Genomic DNA, 22,653 nt, shown 5'->3' on the forward strand with positions numbered 1-22,653 from the left:
GCTTGTAGGCCTCGCTCACCGGCACGTTGACCAGAATCTGCTTTTCCACTCGTGTGCTCCCGGCGTCTCCTATGGTTGAAAACGACTCAGTTGGAACGCATTTGCTTGGAACGGAAGAGCCAGGGGCTTGGCGCCCCTGGCTCTGTACGGATCAGACGACGGAGCGGTCACCGGATGACGGCTACGTCGCTCCTCTCCCACTTGGTCCAGTCGGACCAGTCGTTGCCGCTCTTCACCCGGAAGGAGACTTCCTGGTACACGCGGTCCTTGCCCTTGTCCTTGTCGACCGAGTCCTTCTTGCTGAGGGTCATGCGCTCATCGTGCCTGTTGAACTCAAGCCTCCTCCATTCGGAACTGCCGAGCCTGTCGTCGCGCCCATTACGGTCCTTTTCAAAGCGCTTCTGGCGGACATCCACGATCTTGTTGCCGTTGCAGTGGATCCTGATCTTAAACTCCGCGAGGTTTTTGCCCGCGTCCGTTGGCTTCAGCGGGTCAACGGTACAACCGCGCAGCGACGTCGAAGCGTCGGCAGGCACAGCCAGTGCAACAGGTCCGCCAATAAGACCCAGCGAAACAGCCGAAATCAAGGCGAATCGGGTTCCGAAGGGGCGGGATTTAGTTGGGGTAATTGTGGACATTTCTTTTGCTCCTCAAAAGGATGCGGGTGGAACATTTTCGGGCAGGACTAGTACGCCGCGATTTTCACTCCCCTGTGAAGCGGCGACCAGTTCCATCCGGTTTCAAACAGCACGCCCGGTCTCTAACGGGGGGCTTGACTCCGGGCTCTTACCATCTGAATTCGTGGCCCGGTAGTACAATCGTGCGCCCGCTTTTCGTCAAACGCCAGTGCCCTTGCGCCCCTATTTTCCCGCGTTTTTACTGGGGAAAGCCGGGTCTATTCTGGATATTTTGCATCCGGAAACCTCGCCTCTGCGCGGCATGGGACCATAGGCTGGCAGGGTCGGCCGGCCGCTAAGGCAGGCCGGGAGAACCGAGGCCAACCACCAACGAAAGGCTCCATCATGACCGACCCCCAGGAAGCCGCAACCGATCCCGCAAACCTGATCGGCCCCGGCGATCCCGACGCCGTTGACCAGCAGCAGGCCCATCCGGGCGCCGGCGCAGCGAAGAACATCCGCGAAGAGCAGCAGACGCAGGCGGCAGGCACCGTGCCGGCGTCGTACGTGGGCAGCGGCGAGCCGGACGCGGAACGCAAGCCGGAGGATGCGGCGGCGGATGCCGGCACCTGGGATGACCAGGTATAGGGCGGTCCCGCCGGAGCTGGCATCAGATTCCATTCTGCGGTTAAACAATTCCGCAGTACGAATTTTGCATTCCGGAAACACGGGGTCCCTAGCGTTGCCTATGACCTGAAGGCGTCAACGCGCCTCTTCCCCGTTGATTGGCAGCCCTGATGAAACTCCCCTCGCCCCTGGTGCCCGACGCAAGCAGCGCGGCCCCGAAGACGCCGCTCTACAAATCGCTCTTCTTCCAGATTCTGGTGGCCGTGTGCCTGGGCGTCGGGATCGGCCACTTCTGGCCGGATCTCGGCTCGGCCCTGCGGCCGCTGGGCGACGGTTTCATCCAGCTAATTAAGATGATCATCGCCCCGCTGATCTTCCTGGTGATTGTCACGGGCATCTCGGCCGTGGGCGACGTGAAGGCCGTGGGCAGGGTAGGCGTGAAGGCGCTGCTGTACTTTACCGGCGCCACGCTCTTCGCCCTGGTGTTCGGCCTGGTGGTGGGCAACATTGTCCAACCCGGCGCGGGCCTGAACATCGATCCGAACACGCTGTCCCAGGATGCCCTCAACGCCAAGACCGGAACGGCCCCGCCCAAGGACGCCGGCGCGTTCCTGCTGGGCATCATTCCCACCAGCGTGGTGGGTGCCTTCGCTTCCAACAGCCTGTTGCAGGTGCTCTGCTTTTCGGTGTTCTTCGGCGCAGCCATCGTGGTGGTCGGCCGTGAACGCTGCCTGCCCGTGGTGACGCTCCTGGAGACGGTGCTGGAGCTCTTCTTCAAGATCATGGGCTGGGTGATGCGTGTTGCCCCGGTGGGCGCGTTCGGCGCCATGGCGTTCATCATCGGCCAGTACGGACTCGGCTCGCTGAGCACTTACGCGCTGCTGATCGCGGCCTGCTACGGTGCGGCCATCATCTTCATCGGGCTGCTGTTCGTGGTGGCCTGGGTGTATCCGCGGGTTCCGCTGTGGCAGTTCATCAAGTACAGCCGCGAGGAGTTCCTGCTGGCGTTGGGCACGGCGTCCACCGAGTCTGTTCTGCCGCGGATCATGACCAAGCTGACCAACGCCGGCTGCTCCCGGGCCACCACGGGACTCGTGGTTCCCACCGGCTACTCCTTTAATCTGGACGGCGCCGCGCTGTACCTGTCCATCTCCCTGCTGTTCCTGGCCCAGGCCTTCGGGCACAACCTCGACCTTGGGCAGCAGCTCGCGGCCCTGGGCATCCTGATGCTGACGTCCAAGGGCATGGCGGGCGTCCCCGGTTCGGCCTTCCTGGCGCTCTCGGCCACCGCGGCCGCCCTGGGCATCTTCCCGGTGGCCGGCGTGGCCTTGCTCCTGGGCGCCGACCGCCTCATGGACTCCATGCGTGTCTCGGTGAACCTGCTGGGCAACTGCGTGGCCACGTTCGTGGTGGCCAAATGGGAAGGCCAGTTCGACCGGGAGGCCATGCTCCGCGCCTTTCGCGGGGAAGCGGAGGAAAGCACGACGGCGGACGGCGCGACGGCGGGCGGCGCACTGGAGGCTCCTGCCGCCGTCGAGCCTGCCGGTGCTGCCGAACCGGCGGCGGTGCGGTAAGTCAGTGGAATCCGGCGCACGACGGCGGAGCGGATGCACCGCCGTCGTCCGCCTTGCGGGACGGGGCTGGTTTGACCGCCGCAGGACGGGCAGACTGAACCCATGAAACCGCTTTCTCATGAAGACCACGTTCCGGCCGGGGGGAGCGCCAAACCTCCAACGAACTATGCCGTCATTGGCGGAGGCTACCGGGCAGGCTTCTTCCTCCGTGTGGCCCAGGCGCTTCCGCACCTCTTCCGGGTCTGTGGCGTGGTGGCCCGGCGCGAGGAAAGCCGGGCAGCGGTGGAGGCGGAGTGGGGCGTCCCGGTGTACCCCTCCCTGGCGGCACTCCTTGACGAGGCGACGCCCGACTTCGCGGTTGTATCCGTCAGTGCCGGCGCCGCCCCGGGTGTCATCACTGGTGCCGCATCGCGGGGTCTCCCTGTGCTGACGGAGACGCCGCCGGCGCCGGACCTCGAGGGGCTCCTGTCCCTGTACCGGCTGGTGGAGGACGGCGCGCGGATCCAGGTTGCCGAACAATACCACCTCGAACCGCTCCTCTCGGCGCAGATCGCCGTCGCCCGCTCAGGCCGGCTGGGCAGCGTTGCGGAGGCGTTCGCCTCGGTCTGCCACGGGTACCACGGGGTCAGCATCCTCAGGCGCCTGCTGGGGATCGGCTTCGAAAACGCCGAGGTGACCGCCCACGAGTTCCGCTCGAGGATGCAGGCCGGACCTGACCGCTCCGGGGATCCGCAGGAAGACCATCTGATCGATGAGGCCCACGTGTCCGCGCGGCTGGACTTCGGCGGCAGGCTGGGCGTCTTCGATTTCACCACCGATCAGTACCGCTCCTGGATCCGCTCCCCGCACGTGCTGGTCCGGGGCGACCGTGGCGAGCTCCGCGACACCGAGCTGCGCTACGTGGAGGACTTCCGGACGCCCATGCGCGGCGAGATCCGGCGCGTCGGTGCCGGGCACGCCGGCAACCACGAAGGCATGTTTCTCCGCGGCCTGGTGGAGGGCGGGAACTGGCTCTACCGGAACCCGTTCCTGCCCGCCCGGCTCGCCGACGACGAACTTTCCGTTGCCGCCCTGCTGCAGGGCATGGCGGACTACGTCCACGGCGGCCCCGAGGTCTACAGCCTCGCCGAGGCCTGCCAGGACCAATACCTTGCCCTCACCATCCAGCAGTCCATCGAAACGGGGGAGGGCATCTGGACCGAAACCCAGCCCTGGGCCGCCGCCTAGCTTTACTTAGCGCACCTGCTGGAGTGCCGGGAGGTGGCCGCCGATCAGAGCCAGGTTCTGGATCACCGCCAGGCCGAACTGCGCAGCGTCGTTGGTGGACACGGTCAGGGCCTCGTCCACAGGCGTGAGGACGTAGGGCGGTTCGATCTTTCGCAGCATGAACGCTTCCTGGTGGTTGAGGTTTTCGCCGCCTTCGGCGAAGCTGTCCCACGCGCGGCGGGCCAGCTCGGCGTCACCCAGGCGGGCGGCCGCGTAGGCGGTGAGCCGGCTGTGGGCCTGCGTCAGGTAGATGCCGTCCAGCGGCCGGCCCACCTCCCGGGCCTGTTCTTCGGGTGTGGCCAGGAACAGCCTGCAGTACTGCAACCAGGCGCGCTCAAACCCGGCGTCCGGGACCAGGCTGACCAGTTCGCTGCAGATTTCCACCAAACCGAACACCGCGCTCAGGTGCGAGACGCTGATGACTTCACGGCCGGCGTCGAACCTTCCCTGATCCAGGTCGTACAGGGCTTCGCCCGTGAGGAAGCCGTATTTCAGGGCGCCGATGTCCGCCATCGTCCCCAGCAACCGGTCCCGTGAGCGCGGATTGCCGGTGCGTTCCCAGTCGGTCAGCCAGGTGGCGGCCAGCGATCCCCAGTCGGTTCCCAGGCCCACGGCCAGCGCGCTCCGGTCCGGCCGGTACGTGGCGATGTCCGGACGCACCTTTCGGGTGGGGTCCAGTCCCAGGAAGTTCTGGTCGCTGTCCACCAGTTCTGTGAGCAGGTCGCCGGTGCGTTCGTCGGCCGTCAGGTAGTAGTAGAACCGCCGGTAGGCGGGGGTGCTGATCCGCAGCTGCTTGGCGCTGCATCCCCAGTGCTGGACGTTGTGCCGGGAGCCCAGGCCCCGCCATTCGCCCAGGTGGTACACATCCACTTCGCCGGTGTGGCGGGTCATGGCCTCGGTGAAACGGAACACGTCCGCCCGGCCAGACCGCAGGTACATGTACCAGAGCCACAGGTCGGGGGAGAGTTCCGAGTTGTCCCAGGCGTACCCGCCCACGTCGTAGCGCCAGACGTGCCGGTCGGCGTCGTAGGTGTGCATCACGTCGCCGTAGTTCCAGAACCCGTACCAGCGGCGCTGCTCCACCTGACCGGTGTAGAAGTCGAACAGGAAGTCCAGCTTGTCCTCCAGTCCGGCCCGCTCCGGCGTGCTGCGGTCCACGGGCGACCAGTCACCGAACACGCCCGCCGAGTGCAGGTACTCAGGGGTTGCCTGCAGGAGCGGCGGGGTGGAGGTGGCCTCCGCATCGGCGGCGAGGGCAACGGTGTCCGGGGTGGAGTCGTACGCGAACAGGGTCAGTTCGTGGGTGCGGGCAATGCCGCTGGGGGTGCCGAATCCCGGTTCGTAGTCCTCGTAGGTGATTTCCAAGCCCTCGAGCTGTTCCTCGAAGATGTCCTGCCCCAGTCCGTCATGGTAGAACCGCAGGTCCATGGGCTGCGCCTCGGGGGAGTACAGCCACGCCGTCACAGCGGCCTCGGCGGTGGCGGCACCGCGGATGTCCAGCTGCCCCGGGTGGGACTGCCAGAAGTTGCGGATGCCGACGCCGAAGCCGCCACTCGGACCGCTCAGCGAGCAGAAGCCCGCAGCACGCGTGCCACCGGAGATTCCCACCCAGCCGTGGCCCTCGCCCGTCCGTTTGCGGAGCTCGAAGCCGTCCGCGCTCAGCTGGGTCAGGGTGTAGTCGTCCCACGCCGGGATCAGGTGCAGCCGTCTGGACACCAGTTCGCTCCACTCCTCCAGCGGGGGAGTGGCTCGTCCGTCGATCTGGGCACGACGGACGGCTTCGCCCGGGTCGCGGCGCAGGCCGGTCAGGCCGCGCACCGCCTCGGTGAGGAAACCGCCGTCGGCCCCTGCGATGCGCACGTGCCTGTCGTGCAACTGGTCCTCGAGCGGCACCGTGAACCGGACGCCGAGTCCGGCCAGGAAGTCATGCTCGGCATCGCCGTCCCAGATGAAGGAGTGGACCATCCGCACGCTGCGGGCTCCGGCGTAAAAGTAGAACCGGACCACGAAGGGCAGCCAGCCCCGCCCGTCACCATTGTCGCTATCCGGGCGGTGCGTGCCTTCCATCCGCACCACCGCGCGGATCGGACCGCTTTGTTCAAGCACGACGGCGGTCACCTCACCCGTGAAGGCCTGCCGGCTGACGGTGCCGGGGCCGTCCGGGACACTGTCCTGGAGCAGGCTGACCAGTTTGCCATCGCGGGCCACCACGGTGCCGCCGCGGGAGAGGGTGGCGAACAGGGATGAGCCACGTCGGTTGATGACCATCTCCAGCGTGCCGGTGGAGACGGTGACGGATTCTTTCGTTTCCGTGATGGCGATCTCCTGGCCGGATGCTGCCTCTGGTGAGGGCCCGGCCTCCGGTGAGGCGCCGCCGTCGGACGTTACGCGGTAGTGGGCGGAGGGCGCGTCGGTGGCCGGCAGTGCAATGCCTGCCCATTTCAGCGAGCCGTCCGGCCACGTTGCCAGCGGCCAGGCCTGCGAGGCGACCGGCTGCCCGTCGGCGTCCGAGACGGAGATTCCGCCGACGCCGGCCAGCGAACCCCGGGCGAAGGGCATGCCCCAGGTGGTGCCGCCGGAAAGCTCCGCGGGTGCATCGCCGTCGAGCCAGTTGAGTGCTGCTTCGGTCGTCATTGTCCGTCTCCTTCGACAGCGCGTGGCTAACCAGCATCAAGGGCTGCTTCACATCGCACTTGTATCGTTTCAAAATATCGACAGAATCCGACCCGTGGCCCGGGGTATTTGGTGGTTGGGGATAAGTCGGAAACCGCTTTCCGATCAGTTCTAACAGTACGCAACGGTACAAGTCAATGATTTTTGTGGCACACCTGTGCGCTTGTGAGCGTTTATGTGTGACGCTATGTGCTCGTCTCGGACCGCTGGGCGTCGCCGCGGCCGGCAGTGTCGATGACGCAGAAACGGTTGCCCTCGGGATCGGCCATGATCACGTAGTCCGCGTCGGCGGGCCGTTTGCTCCACTCAATGCGGGTGGCGCCCAGGTCAAGGAGCCGCTGCACTTCGCCGCTCTGGTCCTCGGTGTAGAGGTCCAGGTGGATGCGCGGCGGGATGTGGACCGACGACGGCACGCGGTCCAACGATATGCAGGTGCCCGGGCCGCCCGGAGGCTGCAGGATCACGAAGTCGTCCTCGGGATCGTGCCGCGGTTCAAAGCCCAGGGCGGCCTGCCAAAAGGCCATCTGGGCCGGGAGGTCATCAACGCGGATCACGATCGAGCCAATGCTCAGCATCCGGCCAAGCTACACCGACGCAAAGTGGCCCGCAACGCTCCGGGGATCCGTCCCTCCACTAGGCTGGCAGCTAAGAACCCTCCCGGCAGGCCGCGCCGACCTGCCCCGAGCCGACGGAGCTGTTGGAGAACCATGACCCGGAAGATCACTGTCAGCCTGCCCGATGCCGTACTTCGCGAATACCTGACGCCGCACCCGGATGTCACGGTGGTGGAGTGGGACTTCTCAGGCGAACCGCCGCAGGCGCAGATCGACATCGTGGTCCCGCCGTACATGGGCGGGACGCGGATCCTCCGGAATCTTGAAGCCGTGGAAACTGCCCTGGTGCAGAGCCAGTCGATCGGTTACGACGGCGTGGCGGACTCGCTCCCGGCCGGCCGGGTGTTTGCCAACGCGGCCGGTGTGCACGAGACCTCCACCGCGGAACTGGTCCTCGCCATGATCCTGGCCAGCCAGCGCGAGTTTCCGCGTCTCCTGCGCAACCAGCAGGACGGCGTCTGGGAAACCCGGCCCACCGCCAGCCTGGCCGACCGGCGCGTTCTCATCGTGGGCTATGGCGGGGTGGGCAAGGCAATCGAGCAGCGGCTCATCCCGTTCGAAACCAGCGTCAGCCGGGTGGCCAGCCGGCGGCGGACGGACGGGAACGGCGTGATCCACGGGATCACCGAACTGCCGGAACTGCTGCCGGAGCACGACATTGTGGTGGTGGGTGTCCCGCTCAGCGACGCCACCACGCACCTTATCGACGACGCCTTCCTGGCGGCAATGCCCGACGGCGCGCTGCTGGTCAACGTGGCGAGGGGACCGGTGGCGGACACCGAGGCCCTGGTCCGCCACACCGCGTCGGGACGGATCCGCGCCGCGCTGGACGTCACGGATCCCGAGCCGCTGCCGCAGGACCACCCGCTGTGGGGCACGCCCGGCGTCATCATCACCCCGCATGTAGGCGGGGCAAGCTCCGCCATGCGTCCCAGGATGGGCCGCCTGCTGCAGCGGCAGATCGACCTCATGCTGGCAGGGGAGCCTCCGGTCAACGTGGTGCTCGGCGGCTGAGCTACCGCCGGCCGCGCTGCAGACCCGTCAGTAAAGCCTCGCCGGTCTGCCTCCAGATGCCCTGGCCTGCTCTGTCGGTGGAATCTTCCGCCGCGGCTTGGGCCAGCAGCCAGTCCCCGAAATGCGTGATGTCCCTGCCAAGGGACGCCGCTACCGCATCGCAGGCAAATCCCACGGCGGTGGAACCGTCAGTGAGCTGGACCGATCCCAGGAGCATGGGCTCGGGAAGCTCCGCGAGGAACGATCCCAGCGCGGCCCCGGACAGTAGCCACCGCTCTGCTGCCAGTTCCGCACCGTCGTTGGAACGGATGACGCCGGGCTTGGGCGGGTGCGTGTCCAGAGCCACCATTCGGTACCGGGCCGCCAGCGTGACCGGACCGTCCCAGAACGCGCCCCGCCGTTCCAGCTCGGCCACCAGCGGCTGGCCTTTGCGGTGGGCACCCACCACCACGAGCGGCACAGCCCCCGCGCCGGCGGCCACGAGCCACGGCAGCTGCTGAGCCGAAGGACGGCTCGGTGCTGACCCGGAGGCAAACAGGGCCGGGAGGTCCGGTGTCGCTTCGATCCTTCGGGCGATATCGGCCACCACGCCGTCGTCGAACGTCCTTCCCACAACGGTGAGGCCGAACTGTGAGACTCCATCGCCTCCGGCGTCTGCGACGGTGCCGGCGGGCACCGCGACCGCACACATATCGAAGAGGTTGCAGAAGTTGGTGTACGTACCCATGCGCGAGTTCACGCCCACGGGGTCCGCGGCGACCTCGGCCAGCGTTGGATGGAACGGAGTGGTGGGCACGATCAGCGCATCGAATCCCTCAAGCCGGGACAGGGCTTCGCGTCTCAGCTCCTCCAGCGCCGCAGTGTCGCGCACGTACTGATGCGCGGGCACGCGGCCTGCCGCGGTGATGATGCCGGTGACCGTCGGGTCCAGCCCGGCCGCGGTGCCGCTTCCGGGCTGGTCACCCGCGTTTGCAGCGTCGATGAAGGACCCGACGGCGGCGTGGCGCTCTGCCACGAGGGCGCCGTCGTACAGCAGCCTGGCCGCCTGCAGGAAGACGTCCAGTTCGATCGGCTCGGCGTCCACACCGGTGGAGCGCAGCCGCTCGATCTGGGCGCCGAACTCCGCAGCCCATTCCTCCGGCAGCGCCGGAAGTGACGCCGGATAGGCCACCCGCGGACGGGACGGCGCGGCCAGGCGCACGTCCGCAGGCCATGTCCGCGATTCCCCGGCCATGATCCCCATGGCCAGTTCAGCGGTAGCCAGGTCGCGGGCCAGGATGGTGGCAGTGTCCCAGGACCGGCACGCGGGCACCATTCCCGCGGTGGACACCACGTTGAGGGTGGGCTTGATGCCCACGATTCCCTGCAGCCCCGCCGGAACCCGGCCGGAGCCGGCGGTGTCCGTCCCGACGGCAATGTCCGCCAGCCCCAGGGCCACGGCCACGGCGGACCCCGAACTGGACCCGCCCGAGATCCGGTCCGGCCGCCGCGCATCGCGGACCGCGCCGTACGGGCTGCGGGTTCCCACCAGCCCGGTGGCGAACTGGTCCAGGTTTGTTGAGCCCAGCACCAGGGCCCCGGCGGCGCGCAGCCGGGCCACTGCCACGGCATCTTCGGCGGGCTCGTAGCCGAAACCGGGGCACGCCGCCGTCGTGGTGACCCCGGCGACGTCCACGTTGTTCTTGACCGCCAGCAGGAGTCCGGCCAGGGGAAGTTCCCTGCCGGACGCCGCGTCGGCGTCGATGCAGGCGGCCTCCGCCAGCAGGTCCTCACGGCCCCGGACTTGGATCCAGATTTCGGGACGGTCGACGGCGTCGATCGCGGCGAGTGCCGCCGTCACCCGGGCGGTGGCTGATCCGCTCATGCCGCGCTCCCTTCGAGAACGAGTGCTTTTTCGTTCAGTTCCGCCGCTTCGAGGACCACCAGCGGTTCGCCTGCCACCACCTGGGAGCCTGCGCTGGGCAGCACCCGGTACACGATCCCGTCGCTGGGCGCGGTGAGGACGGTTTCCATTTTCATGGCTTCGATGGAGACCAGCGGCTGGCCCGCCACCACCTTGTCCCCGGGCGCCACGTCCACCTTCCAGACGCTCGCCGCGAACGGCGAGCTCACCAGGGTTCCGCCGTCGGGAACCACCACTTCCTCGGAGGGCGGCGCGATGGCGACGGCCTTTTCCGCACGGTCGAACTCTCCGGCGTCTTCCCAGGCCTTGCGTTCGATGGCGAAGGCTTTCTCCTGCCGTGCCCGGAACGCTGCGATCGAATCGCTGTTCTCCTCGAGGAAGTCCTCGTGTTCGGCCAGGGAGAAGGTGCCGTCCTCGATCTCCACGCCCCGGCCCCGGCCGGCGGCCATGTCCGCCCGCAGGTCCAGGAGTTCCTCCGGGCTGACCGGGTACCAGGAAATCCGGTCAAAGAACCTCAGCAGCCACGGCGAGCCGGGCTCGAACGGGGCGGCGGTGGCGTGCCGGGACCAGACCTGCGTGGTGCGGCCGACAAACTGGTAGCCGCCCGGACCTTCCATGCCGTAGATGCACATGTACGCGCCGCCGATGCCCACGGCGTTCTCCGGGGTCCAGGTCCTGGCGGGGTTGTACTTCGTCGTAACCAGGCGGTGCCGCGGGTCCAGCGGCGTTGCCACGGGAGCGCCGAGGTAGACGTCGCCCAGCCCGAGCACGAGGTAGTCCGCGTTGAAAACGGTGTCGAAGACGTCGTTCACGGAGTCCAGCCCGTTGATCCGGCGGATGAACTCGATGTTCCACGGGCACCAGGGAGCGTCGTCCCGCACGCCCGCCATGTACCGCTCGATTGCCTCACGAGTGGCAGGATCGTCCCAGGACAGCGGCAGCCTGACGGTGCGGCTCGGAACGACAAGCTCCGAACTGGCAGGGAGCGCAGTTTCGATCTCCCGCACGATGCCCAGCAGGCGCGAAGTGGGGAGGACCGACGGGTCCGCTTTGACCTGGAGCGAGCGGATGCCGGGTGTCAGGTCCACGATGCCGGGAATCCGCAGCTTCTCGAGCTCCTGGTGAAGGGCGTGGACCCGGGCACGGAGGCCGAGGTCCAGCACCATGTCGCCGTATTCCACGAGCAGGTTGTCGTCGCCGGAGCGGCGGTACGTCACGGCCGGACGGCCGTCGCCTTCCGGCACGCGGCCGAGAACACCGTCGTCGCCGTCGCCCTGTAAGCGGCCGCTGCTGGAAGCGGGGAGGATCAGCCGCTGCCGGGCAGGGCCAAGCTCTTTGGCGGACGGCGCCTGGACGGTCTTCACCGGAACGAAGCGGACCGTGTCGCCGGGGCGGAGCTGGCCGAGCTTCCAGCGCTCGCCGGTCACCACGGTGACCGGGCAGACGAAGCCGCCCAGGCTGGGCCCGTCCGGGCCGAGCAGGATGGGTGTGTCCCCGGTGAAGTCCAGGGCGCCCACCGAGTAGGCGGTGTCGTGGATGTTGGAGGGGTGCAGGCCCGCCTCGCCGCCGTCGTTCCGTGCCCAGCGCGGCTTCGGGCCGATGAGGCGGACGCCGGTCCTGGCCGAGTTGAAGTGCACCTCGTAGGACGCTGCGAACAGGTCGTTGATGTCCTCGCGCTGGAAGAACTCCGGAGCTCCGTGCGGTCCTTCCACCACCATGAGCTCCCATTGCGTGGTCAGGGCCGGGCGGCTGTCCGCCGGGACCGGCGCGGGCACGGTGTCGGGTGCCGCCCCGGCCACGGTGCGGAGCACGTCGCCGGCGCGGAGCACGCGGCCGCCGTGGCCGCCGAACTGGCCGAGGGTGAAGGTGGAAGCGCTGCCGAGGTATGTCGGGATGTCGAGGCCGCCCTCGAAGAGGATGTAGCCGCGCAGTCCGGCACCCTCGGCCGATCCGACGTCGAGCACGCCGCCCGCGGGGACCGTGACGGGTTCCCAGGCCGGAACAGATTGTCCGTTGACGGTGACGGCCACCTCTGCGCCGGTGACGCAGACGGTGGTGGCGTGGGTGACGCGCAGCGCCGGGCCGGCCATGGTGAATTCAAGTCCGGGTGCCCCTTCCGGATTGCCCAGCGCCTTGTTGCCCAGCCGGAAGGAGAGGTCGTCCATGGGGCCGCTCGGCGGCACGCCCACCTGCCAGAGGCCGGTCCGTCCGGGCCAGTCCTGCACGCTCGTCTGCAGGCCGGGGCGCTCCACGGTGATGCGGGGTTCGGGGTCGCCCACGCTGTCCAGGGTGCTGGTGGAGTGCGTGGCGGTGCGGACCACGTCCAGGCCGGTGACGGAGCGCAGCATCCCGAGGTTGGTTTCGATGCCGTCCATGCGGGTTTGCGCCAAGGCGTCCGCCAGGGAGTCGAGGGCTTCGTCCCGGCTCGCGCCAAAGGAGATGAGCTTGCCAAGGAGCGGGTCGTAGTTGGTGGACACCTCGCTGCCGGTTTCCACCCACGCGTCGACGCGGACGACGTCGGAGCCCGGGTATTGGGCGTTGGTGACGGTTCCGGCGCTGGGCTGGAAGTTGCGGGCCGGGTCTTCCGCGTAGATCCGTGCTTCCACGGCGTGCCCGGTCACCGGGAGGCTGTCCGGCAGGCCGTCCAGCACTGGCCGCTGCTGGGCCAGGTTGAGCATCCATTCCACGAGGTCGACGCCGGTGACGGCTTCCGTGACCGGGTGCTCCACCTGGAGGCGGGCGTTTACTTCGAGGAAGGATGCTTCCTGCCGGACGGGGTCGTAGACGAACTCCACGGTCCCGGCGGAGCGGTAGCCCACGGAGGCGCAGAGTGCGCGCGAGCTGCGGTGCAGCTCCTCGCGCAGCCCGGCCGGAAGGTCCGGCGCGGGCGCCTCTTCGAGGACTTTCTGGTGCCGGCGCTGCAGCGAGCAGTCACGGTCCCCGAGGCTGACGACGCGGCCTTCGCCGTCGCCGAAAATCTGGACCTCGACGTGGCGGGCGTGTTCGATGTAGCGCTCGGCGAAGACGCCCGCGGTGCCGAAGCTTGAGCTGGCAAGCCGGGCCACCCGGGCGTAGTTCTCGGCCAGTTCGGCTTCGGTGCGGCAGACGGCCATGCCGATGCCGCCGCCTCCGCCGGTGGCCTTGAGCATCAGCGGGAAGCCGATCGTGGCGGAGGCCGTGATGGCTACATCAAGGTCCTCGAGGAGTCCCGAGCCGGCGATCATGGGCACTCCGGCACGCTGGGCGGCGTCCCGGGCGGTGTGCTTGGTGCCGAAGATCCGCAGCTGGTCCGGGGTGGGGCCGACGAAGACGAGCCCGGCGGCTTCCACGGCCTCGGCGAACCCGGCGTCCTCGGACAGGAAGCCGTAGCCGGGGTGGATGGCGCCGGCGCCGGTGGCCGCAGCCGCAGCCAGGATGGCGTCGACCCGGAGGTAGGACTCCTTGGCGGGTGCCGGCCCGAGCAGGACGGCTTCATCGGCGAGGCGCACGTGCTTGGCGCCGCGGTCCGCCTCCGAGAACACGGCCACGGTGCGCAGCCCGATCTTTTTGGCGGACTCGATGATCCGGCAGGCGATTTCGCCGCGGTTGGCGACGAGCAGGGTGTCGAAGCGGTTCATCGGGAGGCCTCCGGACGGGTGACGATCATGCGCACGGGCGTGGGGTTGAAGCCGTTGCAAGGGTTGTTGATCTGGGGGCAGTTCGAAACCAGGACCAGGGTGTCCGCCTCGGCACGCAGTGCCACGCGTTTGCCGGGGGCGGAGAGCCCGTCCACGATGCCGAGCGCACCGTCCGGGTCCACGGGTACGTTCATGAACCAGTTGATGTTGGAGACGAGGTCCCGCTTTCCGAGGCCCCATTTGGAGCCTTCGATGAGGAAGTTCTCCACGCAGGCATGCTGTTCGTGCGTGTGTTGGCCGTAGCGCAGGGTGTTCGATTCCTGTGAGCAGGCGCCGCCGATGGTGTCGTGGACGCCCACTTCATCGGCCGCGACGGTCATCAGCGCTTCGCCGCTGTCCGCCCGCAGCACGGACCCGGTGGTCAGGACAATGGATCGCTGCGCGGCGATGGTTGCGGCGGCGGAGTAGCGTGTGGCGGTGTCGCCCGCAGCGTAGAGGAGGCAGTCCACGGCCTGGTTGCCGTCAAGATCCACGATGGTGAGCACGTCCCCGGCTTCCACCACGGCGGACCACGGGCCGCGCGCTTCGACGTATTCGTCGAGGACGACGTGTCCCGGGACCAGGGCGGCGGTTGCGGCGTCCGGCTGGAAAGTGAGTGTGGGCGTGTTCATGCGGAAGTCCTTGCGGTGAAGTCGAGTTCAGTGTTCTGGAGGGCAAGCAGGTGCTCGGGGCCCGGGGCGAATCCCAGGTCTCCGGCGGCAAGGGCGGCGAGGTCTTCGGGCGCCTGCCACGCAACGATGTCCACGGTGCTTCCGGTGAAATCCGGACGCGGGTCCAGCGGGTGGGCGGTGTTGGCCAGCACCAGAACAGCGTCCATCTGCAGGAGGAGTTCGAGGGCGGTGCCGGCACCGGCGCTGCCGGTGAACCGGATGGTGCCGTCCGCGTCCACGGCGGTGCCCTTGAAGAAGGAGATCGACGGCGGCACTTCCCGCTGGCTGATGCCGTGCTTGAGGGCGCCGAGGGTCAGCAGTTCGCGGCCTGCAGGTGAGGCGCTGTGCGCGGAGCCTGCACCGTATTTGGCCTGGTTGCCTGCGAGGCTGGTGGTTCCGGTGAGGGCATCGTGCCTGCCGGAGGAATCGGCCACGACGGTGGCCATCAACCGGCCGGCATCGGAGAGCAGGGGATGGCCCGGCCCGAGGTAGGCCTGCCACGGGACCTTGACGGTGTCCGCGACGTTGATCCGCTCATGGCTCGCACCGGCCCGGAAGAGCACGGCATGGACGCAGGCGTCGCCGTCCGTATCGGTGAGCCTGATCCTGGTACCGCGGGCCAGTTCAAGGTGGGTGTACCGCCCGAACGCGAGCGATTCTGCCCAGGTGAGTGAGGCGGCGGCCCCCGCGGGCAGCCCGGCCGTGAGGCGTTCGGGTGCCGTGGTCGCAGGCACGTGGATCATGGTGTCCGCAGTCCGTCCGTGCTGGGCGCGGGCATGGGCGCGCGCACCCGCAGTGGTGGCGGTTCCGGCAGCGTCGGTTCCGGCAGCGGGCTGGGCGGATTCGAGGGTCTGTGTCATGTCAGTCATCTCTTAGCTGTGTTGGCTGTTTTAGCTGGGTTGGCTGTGGTGTCTTAGTCGGGGCTTACGCTGCGGGAGCGCCGGAGGTCTTGCGGCTGCGCACCCAGATGCCCAGGAGAAGTACGGCCCCCACCATGAGGGGTGCGGAGAACAGCAGGAGTCCGTTTTCGCCGCTGGGGTCGTACACCTCGGGGCGCGGCCAGGCGAGATTGACCACCATCACGGCGCCGTAGAGAACAGCCAGGACGTTGACCGGAAGCCCCCAGCGGCCCAGCGAGAACAGCCCGCCCGGCATGGTCTGGCCCACCCGGTCCCAGTCTCCGCGCAGGCGGCTGAGCAGTTGCGGAACAGTGACCAGGAGGTAGGCCAGGTACACCATGACGATGCAGACGCTGCAGAGCGTGGTGAACAGGGCGGCGTTGCCGATGTTGATCGCGAGGACTCCGACCGCGAGGCCGCCGATGGCGATGGACGGCCACATCGGCGTGCCGCGCTCCGGGTGGACCGAGGAGAGAAGTGCGGAGGCGGGGAGCTTGCCGTCTCGGGCCATCGAGAACACCAGGCGGGACCCCGCCGTCTGGATGGCCAGGGTGCAGACAAAGATCGCGACGGCGACGTCCACCAGGAGGACCTTGCCCCAGAAGGTTCCCAGAACGGCGGTCAGCACATAGGGAAGGCCCTCGGTGGCGAGGCGCCCGTCGTCGAGGCTGGGGGCGGCCATGAGTGCCGTGATGATCATGAGCCCGCCGCCGATCCCGGAAATGATCAGGGCCGAAAGGATGGTGCGCGGCGCCGTCTTGCGCGGGTTCTTCGTCTCCTCCGAGAGTTCCCCGGCGGAGTTGAAGCCGACCATGACGTAGGCGGCCATGAGCCCGGAGACGAGGAACGCGCCGACGGCGCCGAGGTCCGAGCCGGCCACCACGCTGACGTCCGCCACTACCTCGGGTCCGCGCTGGGCGGCGGAAATCAGGGCCAGGATGACGGCGGCCACACCGACGATTTCGCAGGTCACGCCGATGGAGTTGACGTGGGACATGAGCTTGACGCCCAGGCAGTTGATCACCGTGGTGACCACCAGGAGTGCCGCGCCGAGAACCACTGCGTTGGCGGCGCCGGTGACGGTGGCCAGCGCGGGATCGCCGCCCACCACCTGGAAGCCGTCCCACAGCTGGGGGAGGACCACTTGGAGTGCGATGGCGGCGGCTGCCGCAGTGACAACCTGGGCGATGGACATGAACCAGCCGGCGAACCAGCCCACCACTTCGCCGCCCATGCGGCGGGACCACTGGTAGACGGCGCCGGAGAGCGGGTACCGGGCAGCGAGTTCAGCGAAGTTCAGGGCAACGAGCAGCTGGCCGATCAGTACCACCGGCCAGGTCCAGAAGAACGCGGGCCCGGCAAAGGAGTACCCGAAGGCGAAGAGCTGGAAGATGGTGGTCAGGATGGAAACGAACGAGAATCCTGCGGCAAAGGAGGCGTAGCGGCCAAGTTTGCGGTGCAGTGACGGCTGGTAGCCGAGCGAGGTCAGGTCTGCATCGTCTGCGTGGGCGGACGCCGTCGAAATGGTGGAAGTCATCGGTTTCTCCGTGTCTGGAACGGGGGCTGGTGACCACATCTGGGTAGCCGCTGGATGGCCCCTCCCGAAATACCGGTCACTTGATAGTTTTCCAGCGCCGTGTCCCGGTTCCGTTTCGCCCGTGTAAAAGCTGGATTTCCAGGCGTTTCAGTTCTGTGAACAAAAACTCACCGGCATCCCGGCCCTTTTGGCCCGGCGCAACCCGGACACCCGGGCGGTGTAAGAATGTGGGGTGACTTCAGCCGGACCGGGACGACCCCGCAAGCAGCAGCCAGTGCGCCCGGGGGCCACCGCCCGGGACGAAATCCTCGATGCCGCCGCGGAACTCTTTACGGGCCAGGGCTTCGCGAACACCTCCACGAGGGCGATCGCCGACGCCGTGGGCATGCGCCAGTCGTCGCTTTACCACCACTTCGGCACGAAGGATGACATCCTGGGCGAGCTGCTGAAGGGCACCGTGGCCGGCGGCTTGGACTTCGCGAGGGCGGTCTGCGCGGCTCCCCGGCCGGGCAGCGCAGTGGCGGCGGCCGCGGCGCTCCATGCAGTGGCGCTCTATGACGGTGGCCTGCTGTGTAGTGCACGGTGGAACCTGGGCATTCTCTACCACCTGCCGGAAGCACGTGCCGAGCGGTTCGAGCCGTTCATGGCAGACAGGCGCGAGCTCCGGCAGCGGTACCAGGACCTGGGTCGAAGGGTGGAGGAGCTCCTGCCGGCGGCCGGCGGTCCCGGCAGCGCGCCGCTCGGTGAGCTGGTCTTCCGCCTGGTTGAGTCCCTGATCAACCTTCGCGCTGACGGGCTCGCGGACAGTGCGTCACCTTCCCAGACGGCCGATGCCGCCGTCGTACTGGCCGGACTTTCGGCCGAACTGCCCGGGATCCGCGAACTCAGCAGGGAGCTGATCACGCAACACGGGCGCTAGAGGAGCGGGCTGAGGAAGATCATGGAGAAAAGGCCGACGAAGGCGGCGAGCACCCACAACAGGCGCCGCCGCCGCGCCCGGTCCACGTGGTCCCGGAGAGCGTTGAAGCGGTCCTGCAGTTCAACTGGATCTGCTTGAAGCCCGGGATTCCGATGCCACGTTCGAGGCAGCCGGGCTGCTGACGCAATCCTGAAAACCTGATCGGCGCTCAGCGCCGGTCGCAGGCCACGGAGCCAGCGCAGTATCTGCCGGTCGGACAGCACCTGGGCGCCTTCAGGTGCTTTCTTGATGGTCAGGTTCTTGGGTGCAATGATCACCACCACCCCGCTAACCTCCACCGGGATGCCGGACGCCGCGCTTAACAGCTTGCCCGCCCGGGCCGCCTCATGTGCTGCATTGGGTATGTGACGCTGCCGCTGCCCTGCCACCATAAGCGTCCGCCCCGCGACCCACACAGATTGGTCGGAATGGTTCTTGGTATTGACAGTGAAAACCCCGGCCGGACCGATCAGCACGTGGTCGATGTCTGAGGTTCCCGCGCCCACAGGAATAGCGTGGAGGACGGTCCATTCGGGGCCGAGCCCGGCGAGCAACGTTCCCACCGCCACTTCGCCCAGGGCCCCCCGGAACCAAGGGCGGGCCTCGGCGCTGAGCGGATCGGCGCCGAATATCCGTCCCAACAGTGAACGGTCGGCCTCTTGTCCCTGGACGTCCAGAAGCTTGGCGATGACTTCCTGCCCCGGTACGCGGTTGCTCAGCTCATGCATGCGCCGAGCATAAGCCTCCGCTCCGGCGCCGCCGGTTTCGGCACGCGGTCACTCTTCGACGGGCGCGGCTAGGCGCTCGTGGCGTCCTGCACTTCGCCCACCAGCTCTTCGATGATGTCCTCCAGGAAGAGGACGCCGGTGGTGTTCCCGTGCGCGTCGAATACCCGGGCGACGTGGGCGCCGGTGCGGCGCATGGTGGCCAGTGCGTCCTCGAGGTCGCTGCCGCTGAACGCGGACGCGAGCCGGCGGATTCGCTTGGCAGGCACGGGCCTGGCGAACTTTTCCGGGGATGTCAGGTCCATGACGTCCTTGAGGTGCAGGTAACCGGAGGGCACGCCGTCGTCGTCCGTGAGGATGTAGCGGGAGAACCCGTGCCGGGCCACCGCGCTCTGGATGTCGGCCGGCGTCGAAGACGCCGGTAGGAGCACCATCTCGCTGATGGGCACTTCCACGTCCGCCACGGTCTTGGCGGTGAATTCGAACGCTGCATTCAGCGTGCCGGTAGTGTCCGTGAGCATGCCGTCCCGGGTGGACTGCTCCACGATGTTCGCCACCTCGTCCAGGGTGTAGGCGCTGGTGGCCTCATCCTTGGGCTGGACCTTGAAGAGCCGCAGGATGGAGTTGGCGATCCCGTTGAGGGTCCAGATCACCGGCTTGAACACCCGTGCCACCATCACCAGCGGCGGGGCCAGGATGAGCGCGGCCCGGGTGGGAACGGAGAACGAGATGTTCTTGGGGACCATTTCGCCAATGACCACGTGCAGGAAGGTCACCAGCAGCAGCGCGGCCACGAAGGCGATGATGCCGATTGCTTCGCCGGAGAGGGAGGTCAGGCCCAGCGGGATTTCCAGCAGGTGGTGGATGGCTGGTTCGGAAACGTTCAGGATCACGAGCGAGCACACGGTGATGCCCAACTGGCTGGTGGCCAGCATCAGCGTGGCGTGCTCCATGGCCCACAGCGTGGTTTTCGCCGCCTTGCTGCCGGCCTCGGCCTTGGGCTCGATCTGCGACCGGCGGGCGGAGATGACCGCGAACTCGGCTCCCACGAAGAAGGCGTTGACCACCAGGAGCACCACCAGCCAGATGATGCCGGGAAGGTATTCACTCATGGGTCAGCTCCGAGGTGAGGGTGTCGATGATGCGGTCATGCGGGCTCTGGGGTGCTTCCTGTGATTCGTCCGGGGTGAAGCGGAGGCGCTCCACATGGGTGCCCACCACGCGTTCCACGCGCAGCGTTCCGCCGTCCACGGTGACTTCGTCGCCGAGCTCGGGGATGCGGTCCAGCTGGTCGGTGACGAAACCGGCGATGGTGTCGTACTCCTCGCCGTCGGGCACTTCGATGCCGGTCCGGTCCAGCAGTTCGTCGGGGCGCAGGGAAGCGTCGAACGTGATGGAACGGCCGGTCCTGACCACGCCCACGCGTGCGCGGTCGTGTTCGTCCTCAAGCTCGCCGACGATCTCTTCCACCAGGTCTTCGAGGGTGACGATGCCGGCCGTCCCGCCATGCTCGTCGGACACGATGGCCACCTGGAGCCCCTGCTTGCGGAGCAGGACCAGCAGCGTGTCCACACTCATGGATTCGGGGACCCGGAGCGGGTCGATCATGAGGCTCGCGGCGGTCACACAGTCCCGTTCCTCCAAGGCCACAGCGAATGCCTGCTTGACGTGCAGGACCCCCAGGACGTCGTCGCGGTCCCGTCCGATCACCGGAAAACGCGAGTAGCCGGTGGACGAGGCCAGGGTGACGATCTGTTCCGCCGTATCGTCGGCGTTCACCGCCGTCATCCGGACGCGGGGCGTCATGACGTCGGCAGCGGAGTGCTCGGAGAAGCGGAGGGTGCGGTGCAGCAGGACCGCATGGTCGACGTCGAGCACCCCTTCCAGCGCGGAGCGCCGTACCAGCGAGCTGAGTTCCTCGGCGCTGCGCGCGCCGGAAAGCTCTTCTTTCGGCTCGATGCCGAACGACCTGATGATGCCGTTGGCGGTGTTGTTGAACAGCAGGATCACCGGCTTGAAGACGGCGGTGAACAGGGCCTGGAACGGGACCACGATCTTCGCGGTGGCCAGGGGGAGGGCCAGGGCGAAGTTCTTCGGGACGAGTTCGCCGATCACCATCGAGAAGATGGTGGCCAGGAAAATACCCGCCACGGCGCCGATCCCGGGCACCACGGACTCAGGCAGGCCCGCCGCCAGCAACGGCCCGCTAAGCATTTTGCTGATGGCGGGTTCGAAGGTGTAGCCGGTGAGGAGCGTGGTCAGCGTGATACCCAGCTGGGCTCCGGAGAGATGCGTCGAGGTGATCTTGAGGGCCTTGATGGTGGGCGCAAGACGTTTCTCACCGCGGGCCTGGCGGGCTTCAAGGTCGTTGCGGTCAAGGTTGACCAGCGCGAACTCGGACGCAACGAAGAAGCCGGTACCCACCGTGAGGACAAGGCCGATACCGAGCATGATCCATTCATACATTCGGGCGCCCCTCTCCCGTGATGGCCGGTGAACCGGTCAGAAGGTGGAGGGGCTTGGGCATATGTGAAGGAGGGTCGTCCATAGTGTCGCTAAGTCTACGGGGTGCGGCTCCTTCGAAATAAGCGTGTGCGCCGTGGGCGAAACGCTGGGGAGCGCGGGGTGGGCGGCCTTTCGCAAACCCGCACAGTACGAGGCCACGGGATTTCCGGATACGGGTTGGCTGAGGCCTGTCGTCCGGCCGTTATTAGGTCTAGCGTGGGAAGTGGGTACCTGCGCGTGCGCGCGGGCAGTAAACACCGGACGGGGATCCGGTCAGGTTCGTCTTCGCAGCAGTGAGGCCGGCGTCAGGGACAGAAGCAACGCCTTTTCGGTTTCCAGGGGCGAAGGAACGGAACGGTAATGATGGCAGCCCCGCAAAGTAGGCCGGCGTACCCCCGGACCGGCCAGAGCGTCTACATCCTGGACGACGAAGAGGTCGTGCGGAGGGGCCTGCGGCGGCTACTGGAGACCCACGGGTTCACCATCGTCGGGGAGACAGGGTCAGTCTGTGAAGCCGTCCGGCGGATCCCTGCGCTGCGCCCCGACCTGGTCATCCTGGACGACGACCTTCCGGATGGTTCCGGTGCCGAGGTGTGCCGGGCCGTCGCAGCAACCGACCCCTCGATCCGGTGCGTGCTGATGACCGGGGAAATCGACGAAAAACGTGCTGATTGAATCCATCCTGGCAGGAGCGTGGGGTTGCCTCTCGCAGCAGGATGACAACACGGAACAGCTCAGGCTGATCCGACGCGCCCTTGCCGGGCACACCGCGTACAGCCGCCGATTCCAGCCGGGGATTCTTGCACCGGCCGCCGGGCCCGGTAGGGACCGGCCGGATGAGGGACTCCTGAGACTCTCCCGACAGGAATGGAATGTGGCTGTCGGCCTGGGGAAAGGGATGACCAACCGGCAGATCAGCCAGGAGATGTCTTTGGCGGAAAAGACCATAAAGAACCTCGTGTCCTCCGCGCTGACGAAACTCGGCTTGGCGCGCAGGACGCAGGCCGCCGTGCTGGTCACCAGGACGCTGAAGCAATCGGAAAACCCCTCCTACGGAAACTACCGGTTTAGCCGGTTCCCGGACTTGATCGCCGAGGTCACCGCAGCGCTGTTGAACTGCACCAGCGAGGCAGGCACCGTGCCGCTCACGGCCGGTCTGCGGGCGGGTGGTGCCGTGCGTCTGGCCGACGCACTTGCCGCGATCCAGACCCCGGTAATGGCCGTACGCCCGCTGCCAAACCGGCGTTAAGATCCCGGAACGCCCGGGTTCTTGCGCCTTTTGGGAGTCCGCCATGGCATCAAGAGCCCCGGCGCTGATGATCACCGGGAGCAGCATTCGGGGGCTTTGGCCTCTGGGGCCGGCCCCCGACGGGGCATTGACTGGAACCTCGGGCGACGGCATGGCTCCCGAGAA

At 67.5% G+C, this 22,653-nt stretch carries 18 protein-coding genes; 7 read left to right on the forward strand and 11 right to left on the reverse strand.

Features of this window, described 5'->3' with window-relative positions; all coding sequences use genetic code 11:
- Nucleotides 1-167: 167 nt before the first annotated feature.
- Complete coding sequence (locus JOE31_RS03975; protein ID WP_209742241.1) at nt 168-638, reverse strand: hypothetical protein; 471 nt, start codon at nt 636-638, stop codon at nt 168-170.
- A gap of 384 nt (nt 639-1,022) precedes the next feature.
- Between JOE31_RS03975 and JOE31_RS03980 the strand changes: the two genes are divergently transcribed.
- The 3 genes from JOE31_RS03980 (at nt 1,023) to JOE31_RS03990 (ending at nt 4,045) form a co-directional block, all read left to right on the forward strand.
- Nucleotides 1,023-1,265 carry a hypothetical protein gene (locus tag JOE31_RS03980; protein WP_209742242.1) on the forward strand — a complete coding sequence of 81 codons (243 nt, stop codon included), beginning with the start codon at nt 1,023-1,025 and terminating at the stop codon, nt 1,263-1,265.
- A 149-nt stretch (nt 1,266-1,414) separates the two neighbouring features.
- Nucleotides 1,415-2,818 carry a cation:dicarboxylate symporter family transporter gene (locus JOE31_RS03985; protein ID WP_209742243.1) on the forward strand — a complete coding sequence of 468 codons (1,404 nt, stop codon included), beginning with the start codon at nt 1,415-1,417 and terminating at the stop codon, nt 2,816-2,818.
- A gap of 102 nt (nt 2,819-2,920) precedes the next feature.
- Entirely contained in the window at nt 2,921-4,045 is a 1,125-nt protein-coding gene (locus tag JOE31_RS03990) for a Gfo/Idh/MocA family protein (protein ID WP_209742244.1), read from the forward strand.
- Between the two features lie 6 nt (nt 4,046-4,051).
- Here the strand turns inward: JOE31_RS03990 and JOE31_RS03995 are convergent, their stop codons facing one another.
- A complete protein-coding gene (locus tag JOE31_RS03995) occupies nt 4,052-6,718 on the reverse strand; it encodes a Tat pathway signal sequence domain protein (protein WP_209742245.1) in 2,667 nt (888 codons plus the stop codon).
- A 224-nt stretch (nt 6,719-6,942) separates the two neighbouring features.
- Entirely contained in the window at nt 6,943-7,332 is a 390-nt protein-coding gene (locus tag JOE31_RS04000) for a VOC family protein (RefSeq protein WP_209742246.1), read from the reverse strand.
- Between the two features lie 132 nt (nt 7,333-7,464).
- On the opposite strand from JOE31_RS04000, the gene JOE31_RS04005 reads away from it, so the two are divergent.
- Complete coding sequence (locus JOE31_RS04005) at nt 7,465-8,385, forward strand: 2-hydroxyacid dehydrogenase (RefSeq protein ID WP_209742247.1); 921 nt, start codon at nt 7,465-7,467, stop codon at nt 8,383-8,385.
- Nucleotide 8,386: 1 nt separating this feature from the next.
- On the opposite strand, the gene atzF is transcribed toward JOE31_RS04005, so the two are convergent.
- From atzF to JOE31_RS04030, 5 genes are all read right to left on the reverse strand, one after another.
- Complete coding sequence (atzF, locus tag JOE31_RS04010) at nt 8,387-10,249, reverse strand: allophanate hydrolase (protein WP_209742248.1); 1,863 nt, start codon at nt 10,247-10,249, stop codon at nt 8,387-8,389.
- Nucleotides 10,246-13,905: an urea carboxylase gene (gene uca, locus JOE31_RS04015; protein WP_209742249.1), complete on the reverse strand. Its 3,660-nt coding sequence runs from the start codon at nt 13,903-13,905 to the stop codon at nt 10,246-10,248. Before uca ends, atzF begins: the two co-directional genes overlap by 4 nt.
- On the reverse strand, nt 13,902-14,576 hold the full coding sequence (locus JOE31_RS04020) for an urea amidolyase associated protein UAAP2 (protein ID WP_209742250.1): 675 nt from the start codon (nt 14,574-14,576) through the stop codon (nt 13,902-13,904). Before JOE31_RS04020 ends, uca begins: the two co-directional genes overlap by 4 nt.
- Nucleotides 14,573-15,475: an urea amidolyase associated protein UAAP1 gene (locus tag JOE31_RS04025; protein ID WP_209748122.1), complete on the reverse strand. Its 903-nt coding sequence runs from the start codon at nt 15,473-15,475 to the stop codon at nt 14,573-14,575. The genes JOE31_RS04020 and JOE31_RS04025 overlap by 4 nt, the downstream gene beginning before the upstream one ends.
- A gap of 64 nt (nt 15,476-15,539) precedes the next feature.
- On the reverse strand, nt 15,540-17,051 hold the full coding sequence (locus tag JOE31_RS04030; RefSeq protein WP_209742251.1) for an amino acid permease: 1,512 nt from the start codon (nt 17,049-17,051) through the stop codon (nt 15,540-15,542).
- A gap of 232 nt (nt 17,052-17,283) precedes the next feature.
- On the opposite strand from JOE31_RS04030, the gene JOE31_RS04035 reads away from it, so the two are divergent.
- Complete coding sequence (locus tag JOE31_RS04035; RefSeq protein ID WP_209742252.1) at nt 17,284-17,970, forward strand: TetR/AcrR family transcriptional regulator; 687 nt, start codon at nt 17,284-17,286, stop codon at nt 17,968-17,970.
- Here the strand turns inward: JOE31_RS04035 and JOE31_RS04040 are convergent.
- From JOE31_RS04040 to JOE31_RS04050, 3 genes are all read right to left on the reverse strand, one after another.
- Nucleotides 17,967-18,737: a nuclease-related domain-containing protein gene (locus JOE31_RS04040; protein ID WP_209742253.1), complete on the reverse strand. Its 771-nt coding sequence runs from the start codon at nt 18,735-18,737 to the stop codon at nt 17,967-17,969. The genes JOE31_RS04035 and JOE31_RS04040 overlap by 4 nt on opposite strands.
- A gap of 68 nt (nt 18,738-18,805) precedes the next feature.
- On the reverse strand, nt 18,806-19,846 hold the full coding sequence (locus tag JOE31_RS04045; RefSeq protein WP_209742254.1) for a hemolysin family protein: 1,041 nt from the start codon (nt 19,844-19,846) through the stop codon (nt 18,806-18,808).
- The gene (locus tag JOE31_RS04050) at nt 19,839-21,200 is read right to left on the reverse strand and encodes a hemolysin family protein (protein WP_209742255.1); all 1,362 of its coding nucleotides are present in this window, start codon (nt 21,198-21,200) and stop codon (nt 19,839-19,841) included. Before JOE31_RS04050 ends, JOE31_RS04045 begins: the two co-directional genes overlap by 8 nt.
- A 399-nt stretch (nt 21,201-21,599) precedes the next feature.
- Here JOE31_RS04050 and JOE31_RS21785 point away from each other — a divergent pair, with 399 nt between their 5' ends.
- On the forward strand, nt 21,600-21,914 hold the full coding sequence (locus JOE31_RS21785; protein ID WP_307864361.1) for a response regulator transcription factor: 315 nt from the start codon (nt 21,600-21,602) through the stop codon (nt 21,912-21,914).
- Between the two features lie 199 nt (nt 21,915-22,113).
- Nucleotides 22,114-22,488, forward strand: a complete 375-nt coding sequence (locus JOE31_RS21790; RefSeq protein ID WP_307864362.1) for a LuxR C-terminal-related transcriptional regulator — start codon at nt 22,114-22,116, stop codon at nt 22,486-22,488.
- Nucleotides 22,489-22,653 lie beyond the last annotated feature (165 nt).

It is taken from the genome of Arthrobacter sp. PvP023, from assembly GCF_017832975.1.
Lineage (GTDB): Bacteria > Actinomycetota > Actinomycetes > Actinomycetales > Micrococcaceae > Arthrobacter.

Bases quoted from the DNA above. Each gene is read 5' to 3' on its own strand.
- atzF (WP_209742248.1), bottom strand. From the start codon at position 10,249: ATGAGCGGATCAGCCACCGCCCGGGTGACGGCGGCACTCGCCGCGATC.
- JOE31_RS04025 (WP_209748122.1), bottom strand. From the start codon at position 15,475: ATGACACAGACCCTCGAATCCGCCCAGCCCGCTGCCGGAACCGACGCT.
- JOE31_RS03990 (WP_209742244.1), top strand. From the start codon at position 2,921: ATGAAACCGCTTTCTCATGAAGACCACGTTCCGGCCGGGGGGAGCGCC.
- JOE31_RS03985 (WP_209742243.1), top strand. From the start codon at position 1,415: ATGAAACTCCCCTCGCCCCTGGTGCCCGACGCAAGCAGCGCGGCCCCG.
- JOE31_RS04030 (WP_209742251.1), bottom strand. From the start codon at position 17,051: ATGACTTCCACCATTTCGACGGCGTCCGCCCACGCAGACGATGCAGAC.
- JOE31_RS03975 (WP_209742241.1), bottom strand. From the start codon at position 638: ATGTCCACAATTACCCCAACTAAATCCCGCCCCTTCGGAACCCGATTC.
- JOE31_RS04050 (WP_209742255.1), bottom strand. From the start codon at position 21,200: ATGTATGAATGGATCATGCTCGGTATCGGCCTTGTCCTCACGGTGGGT.
- JOE31_RS04020 (WP_209742250.1), bottom strand. From the start codon at position 14,576: ATGAACACGCCCACACTCACTTTCCAGCCGGACGCCGCAACCGCCGCC.
- JOE31_RS04000 (WP_209742246.1), bottom strand. From the start codon at position 7,332: ATGCTGAGCATTGGCTCGATCGTGATCCGCGTTGATGACCTCCCGGCC.
- JOE31_RS03980 (WP_209742242.1), top strand. From the start codon at position 1,023: ATGACCGACCCCCAGGAAGCCGCAACCGATCCCGCAAACCTGATCGGC.
- JOE31_RS21785 (WP_307864361.1), top strand. From the start codon at position 21,600: ATGATGGCAGCCCCGCAAAGTAGGCCGGCGTACCCCCGGACCGGCCAG.
- uca (WP_209742249.1), bottom strand. From the start codon at position 13,905: ATGAACCGCTTCGACACCCTGCTCGTCGCCAACCGCGGCGAAATCGCC.
- JOE31_RS04040 (WP_209742253.1), bottom strand. From the start codon at position 18,737: ATGCATGAGCTGAGCAACCGCGTACCGGGGCAGGAAGTCATCGCCAAG.
- JOE31_RS03995 (WP_209742245.1), bottom strand. From the start codon at position 6,718: ATGACGACCGAAGCAGCACTCAACTGGCTCGACGGCGATGCACCCGCG.
- JOE31_RS04045 (WP_209742254.1), bottom strand. From the start codon at position 19,846: ATGAGTGAATACCTTCCCGGCATCATCTGGCTGGTGGTGCTCCTGGTG.
- JOE31_RS04005 (WP_209742247.1), top strand. From the start codon at position 7,465: ATGACCCGGAAGATCACTGTCAGCCTGCCCGATGCCGTACTTCGCGAA.